The organism is Mycobacterium sp. NGS33 (assembly GCF_059812885.1).
Window position 1 is genome coordinate 15698 of record NZ_JCALDN010000023.1, and the last position, 23778, is coordinate 39475.

Genomic DNA, 23778 nt, shown 5'->3' on the forward strand with positions numbered 1-23778 from the left:
GTTGGGTCGGGCTCCACTTGCCGTTAACCCGGATTTGGTTCAGTTCCCTTCGCCGTCTTGCAACCGGGAAGGAGCGTGTCGTTGGAGACGCTGAGCGCTCTCGATTTCGCACTCCGGCTGGGTGTCGGCGTCGGCTGCGGCGCCCTCATCGGCCTGGAGCGGCAATGGCGGGCGCGTCGGGCCGGATTGCGTACCAACGCGCTGGTCGCCGGGGGCGCGACCCTGTTCGTCCTGTACGCGGCCGCCACCTCCGACAGCAGCCCCACGCGGGTCGCGTCCTATGTGGTGTCGGGGATCGGGTTCCTGGGCGGTGGCGTGATCCTGCGGGAGGGTGTCAACGTCCGGGGCCTGAACACGGCGGCCACCCTGTGGTGCTCGGCGGCGATCGGCGTGCTGGCCGCTTCCGGACATCTGGTGTTCGCGCTGATCGGCACGGCCACCGTCATCGGCATCCATGTGTTGGGACGCCCACTCGGCCGGCTGATCGACCGCGACAACAGCGCCGAGGAAGACGAGAGCCTGTTGCCCTATCTGGTGCAGGTCATCTGCCGTCCCAAGCACGAGAAGTACGCCCGAGCGCAGATCGTCCAGCACGCCGGCAGCAACGACATCACGCTGCGCGGGATCCACACCGGCAACCCGGACGGCGACGAGGTCGCGCTGACGGCCCACCTGCTGATGAACGGCGATGCCCCGGCCCGGCTGGAGCGGCTGGTGGCCGAACTGTCGCTGCTGCCCGGCGTCCGCGCGGTGCAGTGGTATGCCGGGGACGAAGCGCAGTCCGACGATCGTCGCTGAGGGCTCACGTAGCGCGGGCGGCCGCGGCCCTCTGTGAGTAACCTGCACCGGGCTTTGAAGATGTTCACAGCTCGCTGGCGGCAGAACATCAGACTCGGATCGTAAAGTCCTGCCACTGTGGGCCTTTGGAAGGGTCGTCAGGGCCGACGATGGCGCTTGACGGTCGCCCTCGTCGTCGCGTTGAGCGCATTCGTCGCGTTGATCGTCGGGTCCTCATTGCGTCCCCAATTGGCCGCTGCCGCCATGCCGGAGCCCGCGGCGTGGACTCACAGGGCCCACAGTGTCGACGCGCACGCCGCCCGGACGCGGCCTGATGTTGCCTTCCAGCTCGCCGACGACGGGGAGCGCGGCTTCGTTCAGGGCTCCCTCCCGGCCGATAAAAAGCCATTTCGCAACTCGTGGATGACCCGGGATCGGCCCGTCAGTTGGCCCCACGTGTCGGTGCCGTGGGGCTGGCTGCTGTTGCCCCTGTCCTTCACGGCCGTGTCGATGACGACAGCACAACCCCCTCCGGGGCAAACGTGCCGGGCTGCAATGGATTCCGCTGCCGGCGGCACGGACAGGTCGATCCAGTTCTGCATGCTTCGCTGCTGAGAGGCCCGCGGTCGGTAGTCGAGCCCTAAGGGCCGATCCCGAATCCATTCCCCGTCCATGCGCTCGCAACGCCGAGGCATTCGACGGGTCCTCGCTGATCGTCCCGAATCGTACGGCGCCCGACGCTTCTCGTCGTCAGGCTTGATGACGGGCGCTCCGCGGGCAGCCACTTTTCTCAACGCCATTGTCTCGGAAGGACATTCGTGGTTACACGCAAAATTCAACCCGCCCGCACGGCCGTCAAACAGGCGCGGTAACAATGAATTTCAGATTGGAGACGGCAGAAGCCGCTCCCGCGCACAACCCCCGCAGCCAAAGCGCCGGCCACAATGATCCGCCCACCTTCCACCTGCCCCGGCTGCAAGCTTCCGCGCTGCCGATGGGCACCGATCGCGGCCTCGGGTGGAAGATATTGCGGGATAGCGGCCCGGTCGTCTTCATGAACGGCGCCTATTACCTGACCCGCCGCGAAGACGTGCTGGCGGCACTGAGCCAGCCCAACCTCTTCTCAGCACAGCTGGCCCTTCAGCCGCCCGACAGCGCCGTGCCGGTGTTACCTTCGGCGTTCGATCCGCCCGAGCACACCCGCTACCGCAAAATTTTGCAGCCGTATTTCAGCCCCCACGCATTGACCCGGTTCCAGCCCGTTATGGAGCGCCACGCCGGCGAAATGATCACGGCCCTGGTGGACCGGGGCGCGTGCGAGGCGATGGCGGACTTCGGGCGCCTCTACCCGTTTCAGGTCTTCATGGACCTGTTCGGGCTGCCGCTCGAAGACCGGGACCGCGTGATCGGCTGGAAGGATGCCGGCGTAGAGGGGAAACCAGGCGGGTGCGAGCTGCTGGCCTACTTCACAGACGTTGTTCAGCGACGGCGGAAGAACCCGGGATCGGACCTGCTGTCCGAAGTGATGACCGGTCCCGGCGACCTCACTGACCTCGAGTTGCTCGGCATGAGCCACCTGTTGGTGCTGTCCGGGCTGGACACCGTGGCCGCGGCGATCGGTTTCTCCCTATTCGAACTGGCTCGTCGCCCCCGACTCCGGCGTGATCTCCGCCGTGATGCAGGCAAGATCAGACCCTTTATCGAGGAGATCGTTCGACTCGAGCCGGCGGCGCCACTGGCGGCGCGGGTCACCACCGACTTCGTCAACGTGGGCGGCATGACGCTGCCGCCGGGAACGCCGGTGCGCTTGTGCACTGCCGCGATCAACCGCGACGGCAGCGACGCGATCTCGACCGACGACCTGGTGATGGATGGAAGGGTGCATCGGCACTGGGGGTTCGGGGGCGGACCTCATCGCTGCATCGGTTCCCATTTGGCGCGGATGCAACTGACCATCGTGATTCACGAGTGGCTCGAGCGGATTCCGGACTTTGAACTGCCGCCGGGCTACCAGCCCGAGATCCGCTTCCCCGCGGCGTCGTTTGCGCTCAGGTCGTTGCCCCTGCGCTGGAGGTGAAACACCGGGTTCGCCCCGCTGATCCGCGGCCGCGTCAGCGGCGACCGACGCGCACTGGTGGCGCCGCGCTCGTCGTAGTCTTACCTGTGTGAGTGCCCTCTCAGGCGTCCTGGCCGCGCTGCCTCCGCAGATGCGGGATCCGGTGCTGTTCGCCATCCCGTTCTTCCTGCTGTTGCTGACCCTCGAATGGACCGCGGCCCGAAAGCTCGAGCATCTGACGGCCGAGACGGGCGATACAGCGCGGCCGGCGTCGGGGGCGCACCTCACCCGCGATTCGGTGGCCAGCATCTCGATGGGGCTGGTGTCGGTGGCCACCACCGCCGGCTGGAAGACGCTCGCGCTGTTCGGCTACGCCGCCATCTATGCCTACGTGGCGCCCTGGCATCTGTCGGCGACCCGCTGGTACACCTGGGTCATCGCGATCCTCGGTGTCGACCTGCTCTACTACGCCTATCACCGCATCGCGCACCGCGTGCGGTTGATCTGGGCGACCCACCAGGCCCATCACTCCAGCGAGTACTACAACTTCGCCACCGCGCTGCGCCAGAAATGGAACAACAGCGGTGAAATCCTGATGTGGATTCCCTTGCCGCTGTTGGGGATTCCGCCGTGGATGGTGTTCTTCAGTTTCTCCCTGAACCTGATCTACCAGTTCTGGATCCACACCGAGCGCATCGACAAGCTGCCGCGACCGTTCGAGTTCCTGTTCAACACACCGTCGCATCACCGGGTGCACCACGGAATGGACAAGGTGTATCTCGACAAGAACTACGGCGGCATCTTCATCGTCTGGGACCGGCTCTTCGGAACCTTCCAGGCCGAGCTGTTCCGGCCGCACTACGGTCTCACCAAGCCCGTGGACTCGTTCAACATCTGGACGCTGCAGACCCGCGAATACGTCGCGATCGCCCGCGACTGGCGATCGGCGAAGCGCCTGCGCGACCGGCTGGGGTACGTGTTCGGCCCGCCGGGCTGGCTGCCGCGGGCGGCCCGTGAAGCCGAGGCCACCACCGGCCTCGTGACCTCGCTGTAACATTTGCGCGGGCCGGCGCGAAAAGCTGAGCGTGGAGGAGGGTTACGCCGTAGCCCCGCCTCCCGTCAGTATCGGCCCGATGGATCGGAGTTCATGGTGCATCGACTGGCAACGCGCGCTTTCGCCGCGTCGACTACTGTCGCGGCGCTCGCCTCCTTGCTGCCGGCCGCGCAGGCCAAAGCCGACGTCGTGGTGTATCCGGGCATGGAGATACGCCAGGACAACCGGGTTTGCACGCTGGGCTACGTCGACCCCGCCCTCAAGATCGCGTTCACCGCGGGGCACTGCCGGAGCGGGGCCGGCGTGGTGACGGACCGGGGCGGCGCCGTCATCGGCCGGATGGCGGCCTTCCGGGACAACACCCCCAGCGGGACGACGGTGTCCACGAGCCAGACGATCAGCGATTACGAGGCGATCGTGCTGGACAACAGCGTGACGGCGAACAACATCCTGCCGGGCGGCCGGCCGCTGGTTTCGGACCCCGGGCTGGCGCTCGCACCCGGGCAGCCCGTCTGCCATTTCGGCGTGATCACCGGCGAAACCTGCGGGACGGTCGAGAGCGTGAACAACGGCTGGTTCACCATGTCGCACGGCGTGCAAAGCCACAACGGCGATTCGGGTGGACCGGTGTATCTGGCGCCCAACGGCGGTCCGGGGCAGCTCGTCGGGATTTTCAACAGCGTCTGGGGCGACCTGCCCGCCGCCGTGTCGTGGGGGGCCACCTCGCAGGAGGTCCGCGAGGACCTCGGAGTGCGCGACAACGCGCACTAGGTTGTTCAGCCGGCCGCGCCGATCGGGGTCAGCGCGAACACCGGAATCGTCGGTGCGGCGGCGCGGAACTGCTCGTCGCTGCTGTCCGGCGTCAAACCGGCGACGTAGTCCTTGACCTGCCAGTGCCACCGGGCCAGGTAGCGCCTCAGCACCTCGGGCTTGGCCGCGTCCTCGACCTCGCTGGCCCGGAGGCTTCTCCGGTGCCAGCGGGGACCCACCTCGACGACGGCCGCCGCGCGGACGTTGCGGACCCACTGGGTGTTGCCGCGCGGCGAGACGAGGTAGTCGACGCCGTCGACGGTCAGCAGGTTGATCACCACGGCGCGCGGCTTTCCGGTGGTGCGGCCGCGGACCCGCAACGCCCGGGTGCCGGCGATGCTGATCCCCGCGTCGGCCAGCCAGCGGATGACCCGGTTGGCGGCGCGGGCGGCCCGGTTCGGTTCTTCGTATCGCGGGGACATGTGGTGACCTCTCAGCGAATCGTGGTCCCAATTCCGAGAGCGGTGCTCTCTGTTGAGAGAATGCTGCCACGACCCGCGCCGGAAAGCAAGAGCGGTGTTCTCGGTTTGTGCCAGACTGGCTACGTGGGCAAACGCCAGGAATCGCGCGAGCACATCGAGGCACGCATCATCGAACTCGGTCGCCGCCAGTTGGTCGACCGCGGCGCCGCCGGATTGTCAGTCCGGGCGATAGCCCGCGACCTGGGCATGGTGTCCTCGGCGGTGTACCGCTACGTGTCCAGCCGCGACGAACTGCTAACCCTGCTGCTGGTCGACGCCTATTCCGATCTGGCCGACGCCGTGGATCGCGCCCGCCAGTCCGTCGGAGACCTGTGGAGCGACGATGTGGTCGCCATCGCGCGGGCGACCCGCGATTGGGCCGTCGCGCACCCCGCCCGCTGGGCCCTGCTGTACGGCAGTCCCGTGCCCGGGTATCACGCGCCGCCCGAGCGCACGGTTGCGGTGGGTACCCGGGTGGTGGCGGCGCTGTTCGATGCGGTCGCGGCCGGAATCGCCACGGGCGACATCCGGCTGACGAATGACCTTGCCCCGCAACCGATGTCATCCGACTTCGAACGCATCCGTCATGAATTCGGGTTCCCCGGTGACGACCAGGTGCTGGCCAAGTGCTTTTTGCTGTGGGCGGGGGTGCTCGGTGCCATCAGCCTCGAGGTGTTCGGGCAATACGGCGCCGACACCCTGACCGACCCGCAGGCGGTCTTCGATGCCCAGCTGCGCATGCTGGTGGACGTACTGGGCCAGCACTGAAAGGCGCGCGGCGCCCCGGACCGCCGGAATTAGAACGTGTTCACCCGCTGGCCAGGTGGCCGGACGGGCGAGCCGTGGCAAAGTCTTTTGGGCCCTTTCTGGCGGACCGGCGATTGGACTATTGTGCGAGACGATGACGCTTCCTCTCGAATCCCCGACGCAGATCGCCTGGGTGACCGCCGACCTTGATGCCACCGAAACGGCCCTCACCGGCCTGTTAGGGGTGCGTAAGTGGATACGCATACCCGAGGTGCACTTTGCTCCCGACGCCTGCAGCTATCGCGGCGAACCCGCCGACTTCTTTGCCAGCATCTCGCTGAGCTACCTCGGCGACATGCAATTGGAGTTGATCCAGCCGGTCCGCGGCCAGAACATCTATAGTGACTTCCTGTCCGATTGTGGGCCGGGTTTGCACCACATCTGCATGGAGGTCGAAAGCCCCGAGCAACTCGAAGTGGCGGTGAGCGAGGCCGGCGAGCGGGGCGCCGCGGTGGTGCAGCGAGGCGTGATGCCCGGCGGCATCCGCTTCGTCTACCTGTCCGCGCCGCAGGCGGGCGTGCCGTACGTGGAGTTGGCGTATGTTGCGCCCGAGATGCGGGCCTTTTACGACTACATCAAACAGGAGCAGCGGTGAGCCGCGGCAGCGAGGAGTGGCGCCAATGAGCACGGAGATCCCGGCAACAGTCAGTGCCGACGACGTGACCGCGTGGTCGGATGACGTCGACGTCTTGGTGATCGGGTTCGGCATTGCCGGCGGCTGCGCCGCGGTCAGTGCGGCGGCCGCCGGCGCGCGGGTGCTGGTGCTCGAACGCGCGGCCGCGGCGGGCGGCACCACTTCGCTTGCCGGGGGCCACTTTTACCTCGGCGGCGGGACCGCGGTGCAGCAGGCAACCGGTCAAGACGATTCCGTCGAGGAGATGTACAAGTATCTGGTCGAGGTGTCGCGCGAACCCGAACTCGACAAGATCCGCGCGTACTGCGAGGGCAGCGTCGAGCATTTCAATTGGCTGGAAGACTTGGGCTTTCAGTTCGAGCGCAGTTATTACCCGGGCAAGGTCGTGGTGCCGCCGGGCACCGAGGGGTTGAGCTACACGGGGAATGAGAAGGTCTGGCCCTTCTGCGAGCGGGCCAAGCCGGCGCCGCGCGGGCACTCGGTGCCGGTGCCCGGCGAATTAGGCGGCGCGAGCATGGTTGTCGACCTGCTGCTCAAGCGCGCCGACGCCCTAGGCGTGCAGATCCGCTACGAGACCGGGGTGACCAACCTGGTCACCGATGGCGACGGCGCGGTCGTCGGCGTGGCCTGGAAACACTTCACCGAAACCGGCGCCATCAAGGCCAAGTCCGTCATCATCGCGGCGGGCGGATTCGCGATGAATCCGGAGATGGTCGCCGAGCACACGCCCGCGCTGGGCCAGGAGCGACGCACCAAACACCACGGCGTCGTGGCGCCCTACATCCTGGGCAACCCGAACGACGACGGACTCGGCATCCGGATGGGCGTCTCGGCGGGTGGGGCCACCAAGAACATGGACGAGCTGTTCATCACCGCGGCCGCCTATCCGCCCGAGGTGTTGTTGACCGGTGTGATCGTCAACAAGGAGGGCCGGCGGTTCGTCACCGAGGATTCCTACCACTCGCGGACGTCGGCCTTCGTGCTGGAGCAGCCGGACCAGACGGCATACCTGATCGTCGACGAGGCGCACACCGAGATGCCCGCCATGCCGCTGATCCGCTTCCTGGACGGGTACGAGACGATCGCGGAAATGGAAGCCGCGCTTGGCATTCCGGAGGGCAACCTCGCGGCCACGCTGGACCGCTACAACAAGAACGCCGCCGCGGGCGAGGATCCCGATTTTCACAAGCAGCCGGAATTCCTTGCGCCACAGGACCATGGCCCGTGGGCGGTGTTCGATCTGTCGCTCGGACGGGCGATGTACTCGGGGTTCACCATCGGCGGCCTCGCGGTGACGGTCGACGGCCAGGTGCAGCGCGAAGACGGCTCCGTGGTGCCCGGGCTGTACGCCGCCGGCGCGTGCGCGTCCAACCTCGCCCAGGACGGCAAGGGTTATGCGAGCGGAACGCAGCTGGGTGAAGGGTCGTTCTTCGGGCGCCGCGCCGGAGCGCACGCGGCGCAACGGGCCGGGGGAGCGTAGCCGCTAGAGCCGCGCGGGTTCCTTCTCGACCGGGCCCAGTTGCCACGGGCCGCCGCCGAGCAGATGCAGCTGCTGCTCGTGGTGCTGTTCGACGGTGGGCCGGTGGCTCACGCTGACCATGACGCACTCGGGCAGCTCGGTCCGGACCAACTGGTACAACGCGAATTCCAGCCCTTCGTCCAGCGCGGAGGTGGCCTCGTCGAGGAAGACCGCCTTCGGCCTGGTCAGCAGGATGCGCGCGAAGGCGACCCGCTGCTGCTCGCCGGGCGACAGCACCTTGGCCCAGTCATGGTCCTCGTCGAGCCGGTTGATCAGCGGCGCCAAGGCCACCTTGGTGAGCACCTCGCGCAGCTGCTCGTCGGGGACGGTATCCGGCGAGTTCGGATAACAGACCACGGTGCGCAGGCTGCCCAGCGGCACATACGGCAGCTGCGAGAGGAACATCGTCGCGTTGTCGCCGTCCGGGCGGCACAGGGTTCCCGAGGCGTACGGCCACAGTTCGGCCAGGCTGCGCAGCAGCGTGGTCTTGCCGGCCCCGGAGCGGCCGGTGATCACCAGCGATTCGCCGTGGTCGAGCTGGATGTCCAGCGAGTCGACCAGCTGGTCGCCCTCCGGTGTGCGCACCTCGATGCCGCGCAGCTCGACCGCCGCCTCCTCGCTGGCCTTGACCAGAATCGCCGGCAGCGCGCGGCCCTTGTCGTTGGCGTCGACCAGCCCGTGCAATCGGATGATGGCGGCCCGGAAGGACGCGAACGCGTCATAGTTGTTGCGGAAGAACGACAGCGAGTCGTGAATGTTGCCGAACGCCGTCGCCGTCTGGCCCACATCGCCGAAATCGATCTTGCCGGCGAACAACCGTGGCGCCTGAATCACCCAGGGCAGCGGGACAATTGCCTGCGACACCGACCAGTTCCACCCGTTGAAGATGATGGTCCGCCGGACGAAATTGCGGTAGTTGCCGATAATCGGCGTGAACCGCCCCCACAGCTGTGCCCGCTCGACCCGCTCGCCGCGGTAGAAGCCGACCGCCTCGGCGGCGTCCCGCAATCTCACCAGGGCGTATCGGAAGGCGGCGTTGAGCCTCTCGTTGTTGAAGCTGAGCCAGATCAGCGGGCGCCCAAGCCACACCGCGACGACGGTCGCGATCAGCACGTAGACCAGCACCGTCCAGAACATCGCTCGCGGCAACACCACACCGAACAGATCGAGGTCCCCGGACAGGTTCCACAGGATCGCGGCGAAGGAGATCACCGAGGCCACCGCGTTGACCGCCCCGAACAGCAACGTGCTGCCCGTCCCGTTGGACGGGATGTTGGGGGTTCCGCCGGCGTTGGCGGTGAAGATGTCGATGTCCTGCTGGATGCGCTGGTCGGGGTTGTCAATGGTGTTGTCGATGAACAGATCCCGGTAGTAGGCCCGGCCCTCCAGCCAGTCGTCGGTGAGGTGGGAGGTCAACCACATGCGCCAGGCGATGATGAACCGCTGCGTCAGATAGACGTCGGCCGCGAACCGGATGACGTAGAGGGTTGCCAGCACGCTGAAGATCGTGAGCGACATCCAAAAGCCATGTACACCAGACTGTTTGACGTTGTCGTCGCCCGCAGCCATGCCCTGCACCGCCTTCTGCACGGCGGTGTACAAGTCGTTGCCCTGGTAGCTGAGCAGCACCACCAACCGGACCGACAGCAGCACCGACAGCAACAACACACCCAGCATCAGCCACACGCGCACGCTGCGTGCGCCGACGAAGTAACCGCGGGTGATCCGCCAGAACTGCCGGCCCCAGGGTGTGAGATAGCGGAAGGCGATCAGGACGCCGAACAGACAGACCGCGCTGACCACCCAGGCTATGGCGATCCACCGCAACGAATCCATGGGTGCCGCCGACCAGTTGATCGATGGCTTGAAGGGCTTTGGACCCATCGTCGACGTCTCCTTACGGTCGAGGTTGTCGAACGCTCCTCAACTTCAAATCCTTCGGCGAAGGTACCTGACGAATCTGGTTAGGCTGCGGTCATGACTACCGACGCCATCCCCGGACAAACATTGCACGCCGGCCGGCTTGTCGCGCGGCGTCTGCGGGCCAGCGGCGTCGATACCGTCTTCACGCTATCCGGCGGACACCTGTTTTCCATCTACGACGGGTGCCGCGAGGAGGGGGTCCGGCTGATCGACACCCGCCACGAGCAGACGGCGACCTTCGCCGCCGAAGGCTGGTCGAAGGTGACTCGGTCACCGGGCGTGGCCGCGCTGACCGCGGGGCCGGGCATCACCAACGGGATGAGCGCGATGGCCGCGGCGCAACAGAACCAGTCGCCGCTGGTGGTGCTGGGCGGCCGGGCCCCGGCGCAGCGCTGGGGGATGGGCTCGCTGCAGGAGATCGACCACGTGCCGTTCGTGGCGCCGCTGGCCCGCTTCGCGGCCACCGCACAGTCGGCGGACGACGCAGGCCGGCTCGTCGACGACGCGCTGCGCGCCGCGGTCGGGGCGCCGTCGGGTGTCGGCTTCGTCGACTTCCCGATGGACCACGTGTTCTCGATGTCCGACGATGACGGCCGGCCCGGCGCCCTCGTCGACCTGCCACCCGGGCCCGCGCCCGACGGCGACGCCCTGAGCCGGGCCGCGGCCCTGCTCTCCGCGGCGCAGCGGCCGGTGATCATGGCCGGCACCAACCTGTGGTGGGGGCACGGCGAAGCCGCCCTGCTGCGCCTCGCCGAGGAACTGCACATCCCGGTGCTGATGAACGGCATGGCCCGTGGCGCGCTACCCGCCGACCATGCGCTGGCGTTCTCCAGGGTCCGCGGAAAAGCGTTGGGGGAGGCCGACGTTGCGCTGATCGTCGGCGTGCCGATGGATTTCCGGCTCGGCTTCGGCGCGGTTTTCGGGCCACAAACCGAGCTCATCGTGGTCGACCGGGTGGAACCCGAGCGCCGCCATCCCCGACCGGTGGCGGCCGAGCTCTACGGCGACCTGTTGACGATCCTCGCGGCGCTGGCGCCCGCGACCGGAACCGACCATCGCGACTGGATCGACGAACTGCGCACCGCCGAAACCGCGGCGCGCGCCAAGGAGAAGGCCGAACTCGCCGACGACCGCATCCCCCTGCATCCCATGCGGGTCTACGCGGAGCTCGCGCCGATGCTGGACCGCGACGCGATCGTCGTCATCGACGCCGGCGACTTCGGTTCGTACGCCGGGCGGGTGATCGACAGCTATCAGCCCGGCTGCTGGCTGGACAGCGGACCGTTCGGCTGCCTGGGTTCGGGCCCCGGCTACGCGCTGGCCGCCAAGCTGGCCCACCCGGACCGCCAGGTGGTGCTCCTGCAGGGCGACGGCGCCTTCGGCTTCAGCGGCATGGAATGGGACACCCTGGTTCGGCACAACGTGCCGGTGGTGTCCGTGATCGGCAACAACGGCATCTGGGCGCTGGAGAAGCACCCCATGGAGGCGCTGTACGGCTACTCGGTGGTGGCCGAACTGCGTCCCGGAACGCGGTATGACGAGGTGGCGCGCGCCCTGGGCGGGCATGGCGAACTGGTCGCCGCGCCCGGCGAGCTGCGGCCCGCGCTGGAGCGGGCCTTCGGCAGCGGGCTGCCTGCCGTCGTCAATGTGTTGACCGACCCCGAGGTCGCGTATCCACGCCGGTCCAACCTCGCGTGATGAATCCGCGCGGTGAGCCACCGCGTACCGTTGACCTGTGCCTAAGACGACCCGCGCTCAACCCGGCAGGCTGAGCAGCCGCTTCTGGAAGCTGCTCGGCGCCAGCACCGAAAAGGACCGCAGCCGCTCGCTCACCCAGGTCAAGGACTCGTCGGAGTACGACGACGAGGCGGCCGGGCTGAGCGACGAGCAGCTGCGCAAAGCGGCCGGGCTGCTCAACCTGGACGACCTCGCGGACTCCGAGGACATCCCGCAATTCCTCGCCATCGCCCGGGAGGCGGGCGAGCGGGCGAGCGGGTTGCGGCCGTTCGACGTGCAGCTGTTGGGCGCGCTGCGCATGCTGGCCGGTGACGTGATCGAGATGGCCACCGGCGAGGGCAAGACGCTCGCGGGCGCGATCGCGGCGGCCGGATACGCGCTGGCCGGGCGGCACGTGCACGTGGTGACGATCAACGACTACCTGGCCCGTCGTGACGCGGAATGGATGGGCCCGGTCATCGAGGCCATGGGCCTGACGGTCGGCTGGATCACCGCCGAGTCGACCAGCGAGGAACGGCGCACCGCCTACGGCTGCGACGTCACCTACGCCTCGGTCAACGAGATCGGCTTCGACGTGCTGCGCGATCAGCTGGTGACCGACGTCGCCGACCTGGTGTCGCCCAACCCCGACGTGGCCCTGATCGACGAAGCAGACTCGGTGCTGGTCGACGAGGCGCTGGTGCCGCTGGTGCTGGCGGGAACGACCCACCGGGAGACGCCGCGGCTCGAGATCATCAAGCTGGCCGGCCAGCTGGAGGCCGGCACCGACTACGACACCGACGCCGACAGCCGCAACGTTCACCTCACCGAGGTCGGCGCCCGCAAGGTGGAAAAGGCGCTGGGCGGGATCGACCTGTACTCCGAGGAACACGTCGTCACCACCCTGACCGAGATCAACGTCGCGCTGCACGCCCACGTCCTGTTGCAGCGCGATGTGCACTACATCGTCCGCGACGACGCGGTGCACCTGATCAACGCGGCGCGCGGGCGCATCGCCCAGCTGCAGCGCTGGCCCGACGGCCTGCAGGCCGCGGTCGAGGCCAAGGAGGGCATCGAGACCACCGAAACGGGCGAGGTGCTCGACACCATCACCGTGCAGGCGCTGATCAATCGCTACGCGACGGTGTGCGGCATGACCGGCACCGCGCTGGCCGCCGGTGAGCAGCTGCGCCAGTTCTACAAGCTCGGGGTGTCACCAATTCCGCCGAACGAGCCCAACATTCGCGAAGACGAGTCCGACCGGGTGTACATCACCGCCGCGGCCAAGAACGACGCGATCGTCGCCCACATCGCCGAGGTGAACGAGACCGGGCAGCCGGTGCTGGTGGGCACCCGCGACGTGGCCGAGTCCGAGGACCTGCACGAGCGGCTGCTGCGCCGTGGCGTGCCCGCGGTCGTGCTGAACGCGAAAAACGACGCCGAGGAAGCCCAGGTGATCGCCGAGGCCGGCAAGTTCGGCGTCGTCACCGTCTCGACGCAGATGGCCGGGCGCGGCACCGACATCCGCCTCGGTGGCTCCGACGAGGCCGATCACGACCGGGTCGCCGAACTCGGCGGGCTGCACGTCGTCGGAACCGGGCGGCACCACACCCAGCGACTGGACAACCAGCTGCGCGGGCGCGCCGGGCGCCAGGGCGACCCGGGGTCGTCGGTGTTCTTCTCGAGCTGGGAAGACGACGTCGTGGCGGCCAACCTCGACCACAACAAGCTGCCGATGGAAACCGACGAGGACGGCCGGATCGTCAGCCCCAAGGCGGCGGGCCTGCTCGACCACGCCCAGCGGGTGGCCGAGGGCCGCATGCTGGACGTACACGCGAACACCTGGCGCTACAACCAGTTGATCGCCCAGCAACGCGCCATCATCGTCGACCGACGAAACACGTTGCTGCGCAACCCAACCGCACGCGAGGAACTGGCCGAGCTGGCGCCCAAGCGCTACAAGGAGCTGGCCGACACGGAGGGAATCTCCGAAGAGCGCCTGGAGACGATCTGCCGCCAGATCATGCTCTATCACCTCGACCGCGGCTGGGCCGACCATCTGGCGTATCTGGCCGACATCCGCGAAAGCATCCATCTGCGCGCGCTGGGCCGGCAGAACCCGCTGGACGAGTTTCACCGCTTGGCGGTCGACGCCTTCGCGTCGCTGGCCGCCGACGCCATCGAGGCGGCCCAGCAGACGTTCGAAACCGCCAACGTCCTCGACGAGGAACCGGGACTGGACCTGTCCAAGCTGGCGCGGCCGACGTCGACGTGGACCTACATGGTCAACGACAACCCGCTGTCGGACGACACCCTATCCACCCTGAGCCTGCCCGGGGTGTTCCGCTGAGCTGAGTCGCGCCGGTGGCGCGGCCAGCGGGGCGTTCGCGCTCGAGTGTGCGCCCAGCCGGGCATTCGTCGTCCAGTCGCGTTAAGGTCACGGCTCATGGAGCCGGTGCTTCCGCCCAATCGGGTGCTGACGGTGCCCAACGCGCTCAGCGCTGTTCGCCTGGCGCTGATCCCGGTGTTCGTCTACGCCCTGCTGGTCGCCCACGCGTACGGGTGGGCCGTCGGGATCCTGATGTTCAGCGGCGCCTCGGACTGGGCCGACGGCAAGATCGCCCGGCTGCTGGATCAGTCCTCACGGCTCGGGGTCTTGCTCGACCCCGCGGTCGACCGCCTCTACATGGTGGCCGTGCCCCTCGTGCTCGCGTTCAGCGGGATCGTGCCCTGGTGGTTCGTCATCGTCCTGCTCGCCCGCGACGGCCTGCTGGCGGCGACGCTGCCGCTGCTGTGGAGTCGCGGCCTGACGGCGCTGCCGGTGACCTACATCGGCAAGGCCGCGACGTTCGCCCTGATGTCCGGATTTCCGCTGGTGCTGCTGGGCACCTGGGACGCGCTGTGGAGCCGCGTGATCGGGGCCTGCGGATGGGCGTTCCTGATCTGGGGCATGTATGCCTACCTGTGGGCGTTCGCGCAGTATGCGGCGCAGATGGTCCTCGTGCTGCGGCGCATGCCCAAGGTCGATCGCGCTTCGCGTCCGTCGGCCGCGGCGAAGGTGGCCGACCATGGCTGATACCGACCGCCTGCTCGGCGGCTATGACCCCAACGCCGGTCACAGCGCGCATGGCGCGTCGCGGCCGACACTGATCCCGGTGCCGTCGCTGCTGCGCGCCCTGCTGTCCGAGCACCTCGATCCCGGCTACGCCGCGGCGGCGGCCAAGCGCGGCGCCGCCGACGCACCACCCGCCGGACGCGGACGGGTGGTCGGCTGGCTCTGGCAGGCGCTGGCGGCGCTGCTGATCGCGACGGTGTTCGCCGCGGCCGTCGCGCAGGCCCGCTCGGTGGCCCCGGGGGTGCGCACGGCCCAGCAGCTGCTGCTGGGCAACGTGCGGTCGGCGGAGGCTGCTGCGGGCAAGTTGAACCAGCGCCGCGGCGAGCTGGCGACGCGAGTCGACGACGTGCAGCGCCACGCCCTGGCCGACGACGCCGAGGGGCAGCGGCTGCTGAAACGCCTTGACGCGCTGAGCCTGGCCGCGGCCAGCACGGCGATCATCGGGCCCGGCCTGAAGGTGACCGTGACCGATCCCGGCGCCAGCCCGAACCTTTCCGACGTCTCCAAGCAGCGGGTCAGCGGCAGCAGGCAGATCATCCTGGACCGCGATCTGCAGTTGCTGGTCAACTCGTTGTGGGCGAGCGGCGCCGAGGCGATCTCCGTCGGCGGTGTGCGGATCGGTCCGAACGTGACCATTCGGCAGGCCGGCGGCGCCATCCTGGTCGACAACACCCCCACCAGCAGCCCGTACACGGTCCTGGCCATCGGGCCGCCGCGGGCGATGCGCGATGTCTTCGACAACAGCCCCGGCATGCAGCGACTGAGGCTGTTGCAGATTTCCTACGGTGTCGTGGTTACGGTGGATGCCGCCGACGGTCTGTCGCTGCCTGCCGGATCGATCCGGGATGTCAAGTTCGCCAAGCAGATTGGGCCACAGTGAGAAAAGTCCTGAACAGACGCATTCCCCTGTGCGAGACGCGGACGGGAAACCACGCATGATCGGTATCGCAGCGCTGGCGATCGGCATCGTGCTCGGCCTCGTTTTTCACCCCGCGGTGCCAGAAGTCGTCCAGCCCTATCTGCCGATCGCGGTGGTCGCGGCGCTGGACGCCGTGTTCGGTGGGTTGCGCGCATACCTGGAACGGATCTTCGATCCGAAGGTCTTCGTGATTTCGTTCGTGTTCAACGTCTTCGTGGCCGCCCTGATCGTCTACGTCGGTGACCAATTGGGCGTGGGCACGCAGTTGTCCACGGCCATCATCGTCGTGCTGGGTATCCGCATCTTCGGCAATGCGGCCGCGCTGCGCCGCAGGCTGTTCGGGGCGTGACGCGCGGGCGACGATGCGGAGGCGAAGCGGTGAGGACAAGCGGCGAGTCGAGGTCAACGTGAGCCAGGATCCCGAAGACCGAGCCGGCGGCCAGTCAGCCGCCGGCCACAGTGGTGACGAGTCAACCGGGCCTGCGGGCCCCGGGCCCGCCGCGACCCCGGACCAAGGAACCCCGCGCGGCCGCCACGAGCTGGCCGCGAAAAGCCCCCGCCCCGAAATCGGGGCGGTGCACCGCACGGGGCTGTCGGCGATGGTGCGCGGCGGTCGGTCCCGGATGGCGTTCGGAACGCTGGCCGCGATGCTGTGCCTGCTGCTGGGCCTGGCGATCGTCACCCAGGTCCGTCAGACCGAGACGGGCGACTCGCTGGAGACGGCGCGGCCCGCGGACCTGTTGGTGCTGCTGGATTCGTTGCGGCAGCGCGAGGGCACGCTCAACACCGAGGTGAACGAGCTACAGAACACGCTGAATTCGCTGCAGGCGTCGGGAAACAACGACCAGGCCGCCATCCAGTCCGCGCAGTCCAGGCTGGCGGCCCTGTCCATTCTGGTCGGGGCCGTCGGTGCCACCGGGCCCGGCGTCACCGTCACGATCGAGGACCCCGGGCCCGGCGTGTCGCCCGAGGCGATGCTCGACGTGGTCAACGAGCTGCGTGCCGCCGGTGCCGAGGCGATCGAGGTCAACGACGCACACCAATCGGTGCGCGTGGGTGTCGACACCTGGGTGGTGGGCACGCCCGGGTCGTTGACCATCGACTCCAAAACGCTGTCGCCGCCGTATTCGATTCTGGCGATTGGCGATCCACCCACCCTGGCCGCGGCGATGAACATTCCCGGCGGCGCGCAGGACACCGTCAAGCGCGTCGGTGGGCGCATGTCGGTCCAGCAGGCCGATCGAGTGGACGTGACCACCTTGCGGCAACCAAAACCGCACCAATACGCTCAGCCCGTCAAGTGAGCATCACCCGAACAGAACAGGATCACTCGTGAGCGATATCCCGCCCGATCTGCGCTACACCGCCGAACATGAATGGGTTCGTCGAAGTGGGGATGACACCGTGCGGGTGGGCATCACCGATTTTGCGCAATCGGCGTTGGGCGACGTGGTTTTCGTTCAGCTGCCCGACGTCGGCACCGAATTGACCGCGGGCGAATCCTTCGGCGAGGTCGAATCCACCAAATCGGTGTCGGACCTGTATGCCCCGGTCTCGGGCAAAGTCTCGGCGGTCAACACCGATCTGGACGGCAGCCCGCAACTGGTGAATTCCGACCCGTACGGCGCCGGTTGGTTGCTGGATGTACAGGTATCCGAGGTCGGGGAATTGGACTCGACAATTTCTTCGCTGCTCGACGCCGAGGCCTACCGCGGAACGCTGACCGAATGACGATTGCTACTGTCCCTGCAGCCCCGCACCCGCCGGCGAGCGGCGGGGCCAGGGTACGGGGGAATCGGAGTTTCGGTTCGTCAGGTGGTAGGCGCATTGCAGGCCGGTGCGCGGTACCGTCGACACATCGACCTTTGAATTCCTTCGAGGATCGCTGAAAGACACGTGACAGACACTTTGACAGTACGAAACGGCAGTAATCGGCATACCGGGGAAAGAAACCCGGTGCACAAGCCGGCCGAGCGGCCCGGACAGACAACGCCACAGCAGCCAGTGAGGAGCAGCGCGTGACGGACATGGACAACGACCAGAACTCGGACGAAGTCACGGTAGAGACGACTTCGGTCTTCCGTGCGGACTTCCTCAACGAGTTGGACGCTCCCGCGCAAGCGGGAACCGAGAGCGCGGTATCCGGAGTCGAAGGGCTGCCGGCGGGCTCGGCGTTGCTGGTCGTCAAGCGGGGACCGAACGCCGGTTCGCGATTTCTGCTGGATCAGGCCACCACGTCCGCCGGGCGCCACCCCGATAGCGACATTTTTCTCGACGACGTGACCGTCAGCCGCCGGCACGCCGAATTCAGGTTGGAAAACAACGAATTCAGCGTGGTCGACGTTGGTAGTCTCAACGGCACTTACGTCAACCGTGAGCCCGTGGACTCGGCGGTGCTTGCCAACGGTGACGAGGTGCAGATCGGCAAGTTCCGCTTGGTGTTTCTGACCGGACCCAAGCAGGGTGAGGATGGAGGATCTTCAGGCTAGTGAGCGCACCCGATAGCTCGGCGCTGGCCGGGATGTCGATCGGGGCGGTCTTGGAATTGCTGAGGCCGGACTTCCCCGATGTCACCATCTCCAAAATCCGCTTCCTGGAGGCCGAGGGGTTGGTGACGCCGCAGCGGGCTGCGTCGGGGTATCGAAGGTTCACCGCATATGACTGCGCGCGATTGCGGTTCATCCTCACCGCGCAGCGCGATCACTATCTGCCGCTGAAGGTCATCAGGGCGCAACTGGACGCCCAGCCCGACGGCGAGCTGCCGCCCGTGAAGACGTCCTATTCGGTCCCGCGGTTGGTGTCGGTGGCGGGAACGGGAGATGCCGCCGGGGAACAGGCGCGCTCGGACAGTTCGGCGGTGGCCCCGACCCACGTCCGGTTGAGCCGCGAGGAGCTGCTGCAGCGCGCGGGCGTGGATGACGAGCTGCTGACCGCGCTTCTCAAAGCGGGAGTCATCACCACCGGGCCCGCCGGATTTTTCGACGAGCACGCCGTGGTCATCCTGCAATGCGCCCGGGCCCTGTCGGACTACGGTGTCGAGCCGCGGCACTTGCGGGCTTTCCGTTCGGCCGCCGACCGGCAGTCCGACCTGATTGCCCAAATCGCCGGGCCGGTAGTCAAAGCCGGCAAGGCCGGCGCCCGCGATCGCGCCGACGATTTAGCGCGCGAGGTCGCGGCGCTCGCCATCACGTTGCACACGTCGTTGATCAAATCCGCCGTTCGCGACGTTCTGGATCGCTGAGGACTAGACTTCGGTCGACAGCTTGGTTTTCGGCAGTAGGCGGCTTTTTGACCTCGCCGTCCTGGCGAGTAACCAATTCAACCGGCGCCACAATGCGGAGGGCAGACACAAATGGGTGAAGTTCGTGTTGTCGGCATTCGCGTAGAGCAGCCGCAGAACCAGCCGGTGTTGTTACTGCGCGAAACCAATGGCGACCGTTACCTTCCGATCTGGATCGGTCAGTCGGAGGCCGCCGCCATCGCGCTCGAGCAGCAAGGCGTCGAGCCCCCTCGCCCGTTGACACACGATTTGATCAGGGATGTCATTGCCGCCCTTGGGCATTCGCTGAAAGAGGTGCGGATCGTCGATCTGCAAGAGGGCACTTTCTACGCCGATCTGGTGTTCGACCGCAACATCACCGTGTCGGCCCGTCCCTCGGACTCGGTGGCGATCGCGCTGCGGGTCGGCGTGCCCATTTACGTCGAGGAAGGCGTGCTCGCCCAGGCAGGCCTGCTGATTCCGGACGAGAGCGACGAAGAGGGCGGCACCGCGGTCCGGGAGGACGAGGTGGAGAAGTTCAAGGAATTTCTCGACAGCGTGTCCCCGGACGACTTCAAGGCCACCTAACCCGCCGACGATGCAGCGCGCGTGGCGCGGTGTCGAGGAGGGGGGCAATCGTGTCTGGCCCGCTACCAGCGCTTTGGGATCGACGAGCCGACTGGTTTAGCCTGGATGGCGACATCACGGATGCATCTCAAAGCGCACCGTGATCTCGACACGCTGGCGGATAGCTCGCCGACTTGGCCCCGCGGCGGCCATACTTTGATCGCGACTACAGGCGCGGCGGCTATCGGAGAGCGTAAGCTCTACTAGCACTCGGGCTTGAGCAAACGTGGCTGCGATGCAGCCTTCAGACGCAGCCAACGACGAGAGCGCGATCGCGGAGAGGAACCACCGTGAGCGAGCAGCCACGCCAAGAGCAGCTCAACCTAGCGGACAGCGGTAACCCGGCGCCCAGTGACCGCAGCGTCACCGTAGCCAGCCCGCCCGTACAGCCCGGCCTGTTCCCGGACGACTCCGTGCCCGACGAGCTGGTCGGATACCGCGGTCCCAGCGCCTGCCAGATCGCCGGCATCACGTACCGGCAGCTGGACTACTGGGCACGCACCTCGCTGGTGGTCCCGTCGATCCGCAGCGCGGCGGGCTCGGGCAGCCAGCGCCTCTACTCGTTCAAGGACATCCTGGTCCTCAAGATCGTCAAGCGCTTGCTGGACACCGGGATCTCGCTGCACAACATCCGCGTCGCCGTCGACCATCTGCGTCAGCGTGGCGTCCAGGATCTGGCCAACATCACCCTGTTCTCCGACGGCACCACCGTCTACGAGTGCACCTCGGCCGAAGAGGTCGTCGACCTGCTGCAGGGCGGGCAGGGCGTGTTCGGCATCGCCGTGTCCGGCGCCATGCGCGAGCTGACCGGCGTCATCGCGGACTTCCCCGGCGAGCGGGCCGACGGCGGCGAATCGATCGCCGAGCCCGAGGACGAGCTGGCGTCCCGGCGCAAGCACCGCGACCGCAAGATCGGCTGACGGCGCACCGAACCACACACGATGTCGCGCTTCGCGCGGCCGAGTAAGCTGGGCTGCGCATCGCTTTCGTGCGGGAGAGTTTCGTGGCTGCCAGTCACGGACGCCGAAGGAGCAACACCTCTCCGTCAACCTCTCAGGCACCCGGACCGCGCGACATCATGATGCCTCTGGAAAGCGGTGTGGACCCGTGGGTCCGCACCCGCCGATGGGGAAAGGCGCTCGGGCAGCATCGGGCGCCGAATCTCTCAGGCGCCCGGCGAAACGGGTGAAGACAGAGGGAGAGGGCCGTTAGTCCTCTGCCTTGATACGTCTTCGCCCGTCTACTCAGGAGTTCCAGTGTCCGATCAATTCACTTTCGCAGCTCGGCACATCGGCCCGGACAGCCAGGCCGTCGCGGCCATGCTCGCCGTCATCGGTGTCGACTCGCTCGACGAGCTGGCCGCCAAGGCGGTTCCGGCGGGCATCCTGGACCGGGTCGGTCACGGCGGCGTCGCCCCGGGTCTGGACCGGCTGCCGCCGGCGGCCAGCGAGACCGAGGCGCTGGCCGAGCTGCGGTCGCTGGCCGAGGCCAACACCGTGGCGGTGTCCATGATCGGGCAGGGCTACTACGACACGCTCACCCCGCCGGTGTTGCTGCGCAACATCCTGGAGAACCCGGCCTGGTACACCGCCTACACGCCGTACCAGCCCGAGATCAGCCAGGGCCGGCTCGAGGCGTTGCTGAACTTCCAGACCATGGTCGCCGACCTCACCGGCCTCGAGGTCGCCAACGCCTCGATGCTCGACGAGGGCACCGCCGCGGCGGAGGCCATGACCCTGATGCACCGAGCCGCTCGTGGCAAGGCCAACCGGCTGGCCGTGGACGTCGACGTCTTCGCCCAGACCGCGGCCGTCGTGGCCACCCGCGCCAAGCCGCTGGGCATCGAGGTCGTCACCGTCGACCTGCGTGACGGCCTGCCCGACGGCGACTTCTTCGGCGTCATCGCCCAGTTGCCGGGGGCCAGCGGCCGGGTCACCGACTGGGCGCAGCTGGTGGAGCAGGCCCACGAGCGCGGCGCTTTGGTCGCGGTCGGCGCGGATCTGCTCGCCTGCACGCTGATCACGCCGCCGGGTGAGATCGGCGCCGACGTCGCGTTCGGCAGCACCCAAAGATTCGGCGTGCCAATGGGATTCGGGGGTCCGCACGCCGGCTACCTGGCGGTGCACGCCAGCCACGCGCGTCAGCTGCCGGGCCGGCTGGTCGGGGTATCGCTGGACGCCGACGGTTCGCCCGCCTACCGCCTGGCGCTGCAGACGCGCGAACAGCACATCCGCCGCGACAAGGCGACCAGCAACATCTGCACCGCGCAGGTGTTGCTGGCGGTGATGGCCGCGATGTACGTCAGCTACCACGGCGCCGAGGGGCTGACCGCGATCGCGCGCCGCGTCCACGGTCACGCCGAGGCGATCGCCGCCGCGCTCGCCTCGGCGGCCGACACAGCGCTGGTGCACGACAAGTACTTCGACACCGTGCTGGCCCGGGTGCCCGGGCGCGCCGCCGAGGTGATCGCCGCGGCCAAGGCCAAGGGCATCAACCTCTGGCGGGTCGACGACGACCACGTGTCGGTGGCGTGCGACGAGGCCACCACCGACGACCACGTCGCCGCGGTGCTCGAGGCCTTCGGAGTTCAGGCCGCCGAGCCCGTGTGTGCCGGCATCATCACCCGCACGTCGGAATTCCTCACCCATCCCGCCTTCACCCAGTACCGCACCGAGACGGCGATGATGCGCTACCTGCGCGCGCTCGCCGACAAAGATATCGCGTTGGACCGCAGCATGATTCCGCTCGGGTCGTGCACCATGAAGCTGAACGCCGCGGCGGAGATGGAACCCATCACCTGGCCGGAATTCGCGCGCCAGCATCCCTTCGCGCCGGCGTCCGACACCTCGGGGCTGCGGCGTCTCATCGCCGACCTTGAAAGCTGGCTCGTGCAGATCACCGGCTACGACGCCGTCTCGCTGCAGCCCAACGCCGGGTCGCAGGGCGAGTACGCCGGCCTGCTGGCCATCCACGACTACCACGCCAGCCGCGGCGAACCGCACCGCGACATCTGCCTCATCCCGTCCAGCGCGCACGGCACCAACGCGGCGTCGGCGGCCCTGGCCGGCATGCGGGTGGTCGTGGTGGCCTGCCACACCAACGGCGACGTGGATCTGGACGACCTGCGCGCCAAGGTCGCCGAACACCGCGACCGGCTGTCCACGCTGATGATCACCTATCCGTCCACGCACGGCGTGTACGAACACGACATCGCCGAGATCTGCGCGGCCACCCACGACGCCGGCGGCCAGGTCTACGTCGACGGCGCCAACCTCAATGCGCTGGTCGGGCTGGCCCGGCCGGGCAAGTTCGGCGGCGACGTCAGCCACCTGAACCTGCACAAGACGTTCTGCATCCCGCACGGCGGCGGCGGACCAGGGGTCGGGCCGGTGGCCGTGCGCGCGCACCTGGCGCCGTTCTTGCCCGGGCACCCGCACGCCCCCGACCTCCCGCAGGGCCAGCCGGTGTCCGCGGCGCCCTACGGGTCGGCCTCCATCCTGCCGATCAGCTGGGCCTACATCAGGATGATGGGGGCCGAGGGCTTGCGCGCGGCGTCGCTGACGGCGATCACGTCGGCCAACTACATCGCCCGCCGCCTCGACGAGTACTTCCCGGTGCTCTACACCGGCGAGAACGGCATGGTCGCCCACGAATGCATCCTGGACCTCCGCGGCATCACCAAGTCCACCGGAGTCACCGTCGACGACGTGGCAAAACGGTTGGCGGACTACGGTTTTCACGCTCCGACCATGAGCTTCCCGGTGGCCGGCACGCTGATGGTGGAGCCCACGGAGAGCGAGAGCCTGACCGAGGTCGACGCGTTCTGCGACGCCATGATCGCCATCCGCGGCGAGATCGACCGGGTGGGCGCGGGGGAGTGGCCCGTCGACGACAACCCGCTGCGCGGTGCACCGCACACGGCCGAGTGCCTGGTCGTCGGCGATTGGGATCACCCGTACACCCGGGAGCAGGCCGCCTACCCGCTGGGCACCCAGTTCCGGCCCAAGGTGTGGCCGCCGGTGCGTCGCATCGACGGCGCGTACGGCGACCGCAATCTGGTCTGCTCGTGCCCCCCGGTGGAGGCGTACGCCTGACGGTCCC

Annotated in this window: 22 protein-coding genes and 2 riboswitches; of the genes, 20 read left to right on the forward strand and 2 right to left on the reverse strand. The window is 67.9% G+C overall.

Annotation, left to right across the window (positions count from 1 at the left end):
• Positions 1 to 81 precede the first annotated feature (81 nt).
• The 5 genes from AC5Y5B_RS23010 (at position 82) to AC5Y5B_RS23030 (ending at position 4658) form a co-directional block, all read left to right on the forward strand.
• Positions 82 to 798, forward strand: coding sequence for an MgtC/SapB family protein (locus AC5Y5B_RS23010; protein ID WP_500006834.1), 717 nt, complete (start codon positions 82 to 84; stop codon positions 796 to 798).
• A gap of 156 nt (positions 799 to 954) precedes the next feature.
• A complete protein-coding gene (locus tag AC5Y5B_RS23015; RefSeq protein ID WP_112633414.1) occupies positions 955 to 1392 on the forward strand; it encodes a hypothetical protein in 438 nt (145 codons plus the stop codon).
• Between the two features lie 379 nt (positions 1393 to 1771).
• Complete coding sequence (locus AC5Y5B_RS23020) at positions 1772 to 2854, forward strand: cytochrome P450 (RefSeq protein WP_240631755.1); 1083 nt, start codon at positions 1772 to 1774, stop codon at positions 2852 to 2854.
• A gap of 88 nt (positions 2855 to 2942) precedes the next feature.
• Positions 2943 to 3887 (forward strand): sterol desaturase family protein, encoded by a 945-nt coding sequence (locus tag AC5Y5B_RS23025; protein WP_205869114.1) that lies wholly within the window; start codon positions 2943 to 2945, stop codon positions 3885 to 3887.
• A gap of 93 nt (positions 3888 to 3980) precedes the next feature.
• The gene (locus tag AC5Y5B_RS23030; protein ID WP_112633417.1) at positions 3981 to 4658 is read left to right on the forward strand and encodes an Rv1815 family serine proteinase; all 678 of its coding nucleotides are present in this window, start codon (positions 3981 to 3983) and stop codon (positions 4656 to 4658) included.
• Between the two features lie 5 nt (positions 4659 to 4663).
• On the opposite strand, the gene AC5Y5B_RS23035 is transcribed toward AC5Y5B_RS23030, so the two are convergent.
• A complete protein-coding gene (locus AC5Y5B_RS23035) occupies positions 4664 to 5119 on the reverse strand; it encodes a nitroreductase/quinone reductase family protein (RefSeq protein ID WP_500006838.1) in 456 nt (151 codons plus the stop codon).
• A 123-nt stretch (positions 5120 to 5242) separates the two neighbouring features.
• Between AC5Y5B_RS23035 and AC5Y5B_RS23040 the strand changes: the two genes are divergently transcribed.
• From AC5Y5B_RS23040 to AC5Y5B_RS23050, 3 genes are all read left to right on the forward strand, one after another.
• The gene (locus AC5Y5B_RS23040) at positions 5243 to 5926 is read left to right on the forward strand and encodes a TetR/AcrR family transcriptional regulator (protein WP_205869115.1); all 684 of its coding nucleotides are present in this window, start codon (positions 5243 to 5245) and stop codon (positions 5924 to 5926) included.
• 133 nt (positions 5927 to 6059) lie between these two features.
• On the forward strand, positions 6060 to 6560 hold the full coding sequence (locus AC5Y5B_RS23045) for a VOC family protein (RefSeq protein ID WP_112633454.1): 501 nt from the start codon (positions 6060 to 6062) through the stop codon (positions 6558 to 6560).
• 25 nt (positions 6561 to 6585) lie between these two features.
• Complete coding sequence (locus tag AC5Y5B_RS23050; RefSeq protein WP_112633419.1) at positions 6586 to 8079, forward strand: FAD-binding protein; 1494 nt, start codon at positions 6586 to 6588, stop codon at positions 8077 to 8079.
• A gap of 3 nt (positions 8080 to 8082) precedes the next feature.
• Here the strand turns inward: AC5Y5B_RS23050 and bacA are convergent, their stop codons facing one another.
• Positions 8083 to 10002 carry a vitamin B12 ABC transporter pemease/ATP-binding protein BacA gene (gene bacA / locus AC5Y5B_RS23055; protein ID WP_112633420.1) on the reverse strand — a complete coding sequence of 640 codons (1920 nt, stop codon included), beginning with the start codon at positions 10000 to 10002 and terminating at the stop codon, positions 8083 to 8085.
• 93 nt (positions 10003 to 10095) lie between these two features.
• Between bacA and AC5Y5B_RS23060 the strand changes: the two genes are divergently transcribed.
• The 12 genes from AC5Y5B_RS23060 (at position 10096) to gcvP (ending at position 23771) form a co-directional block, all read left to right on the forward strand.
• Positions 10096 to 11739 carry an acetolactate synthase gene (locus AC5Y5B_RS23060; RefSeq protein ID WP_500006842.1) on the forward strand — a complete coding sequence of 548 codons (1644 nt, stop codon included), beginning with the start codon at positions 10096 to 10098 and terminating at the stop codon, positions 11737 to 11739.
• A gap of 37 nt (positions 11740 to 11776) precedes the next feature.
• Complete coding sequence (gene secA2, locus AC5Y5B_RS23065; RefSeq protein WP_500006844.1) at positions 11777 to 14107, forward strand: accessory Sec system translocase SecA2; 2331 nt, start codon at positions 11777 to 11779, stop codon at positions 14105 to 14107.
• 96 nt (positions 14108 to 14203) lie between these two features.
• Positions 14204 to 14833, forward strand: a complete 630-nt coding sequence (locus AC5Y5B_RS23070; RefSeq protein WP_112633423.1) for a CDP-alcohol phosphatidyltransferase family protein — start codon at positions 14204 to 14206, stop codon at positions 14831 to 14833.
• Complete coding sequence (locus tag AC5Y5B_RS23075; RefSeq protein WP_112633424.1) at positions 14826 to 15752, forward strand: DUF881 domain-containing protein; 927 nt, start codon at positions 14826 to 14828, stop codon at positions 15750 to 15752. Before AC5Y5B_RS23070 ends, AC5Y5B_RS23075 begins: the two co-directional genes overlap by 8 nt.
• A gap of 55 nt (positions 15753 to 15807) precedes the next feature.
• The gene (locus tag AC5Y5B_RS23080; RefSeq protein ID WP_007170008.1) at positions 15808 to 16140 is read left to right on the forward strand and encodes a small basic family protein; all 333 of its coding nucleotides are present in this window, start codon (positions 15808 to 15810) and stop codon (positions 16138 to 16140) included.
• Positions 16141 to 16198: 58 nt separating this feature from the next.
• Positions 16199 to 17095: a DUF881 domain-containing protein gene (locus tag AC5Y5B_RS23085; protein ID WP_112633425.1), complete on the forward strand. Its 897-nt coding sequence runs from the start codon at positions 16199 to 16201 to the stop codon at positions 17093 to 17095.
• Positions 17096 to 17123: 28 nt separating this feature from the next.
• Positions 17124 to 17522, forward strand: coding sequence for a glycine cleavage system protein GcvH (gene gcvH / locus AC5Y5B_RS23090; protein ID WP_112633426.1), 399 nt, complete (start codon positions 17124 to 17126; stop codon positions 17520 to 17522).
• A 296-nt stretch (positions 17523 to 17818) separates the two neighbouring features.
• Positions 17819 to 18280, forward strand: a complete 462-nt coding sequence (gene garA, locus AC5Y5B_RS23095; RefSeq protein ID WP_369806961.1) for a glycogen accumulation regulator GarA — start codon at positions 17819 to 17821, stop codon at positions 18278 to 18280.
• On the forward strand, positions 18280 to 19032 hold the full coding sequence (gene ftsR / locus AC5Y5B_RS23100; RefSeq protein ID WP_112633427.1) for a transcriptional regulator FtsR: 753 nt from the start codon (positions 18280 to 18282) through the stop codon (positions 19030 to 19032). The genes garA and ftsR overlap by 1 nt, the downstream gene beginning before the upstream one ends.
• Before the next feature lie 111 nt (positions 19033 to 19143).
• Entirely contained in the window at positions 19144 to 19638 is a 495-nt protein-coding gene (locus AC5Y5B_RS23105) for a bifunctional nuclease family protein (protein ID WP_007771374.1), read from the forward strand.
• A gap of 329 nt (positions 19639 to 19967) precedes the next feature.
• Complete coding sequence (locus tag AC5Y5B_RS23110; protein ID WP_112633428.1) at positions 19968 to 20597, forward strand: MerR family transcriptional regulator; 630 nt, start codon at positions 19968 to 19970, stop codon at positions 20595 to 20597.
• Positions 20598 to 20658: 61 nt separating this feature from the next.
• Positions 20659 to 20756: riboswitch (glycine riboswitch) on the forward strand.
• A riboswitch (glycine riboswitch) is annotated at positions 20757 to 20882 on the forward strand.
• 51 nt (positions 20883 to 20933) lie between these two features.
• Positions 20934 to 23771: an aminomethyl-transferring glycine dehydrogenase gene (gene gcvP, locus AC5Y5B_RS23115; protein ID WP_500006853.1), complete on the forward strand. Its 2838-nt coding sequence runs from the start codon at positions 20934 to 20936 to the stop codon at positions 23769 to 23771.
• Positions 23772 to 23778: the final 7 nt, after the last annotated feature.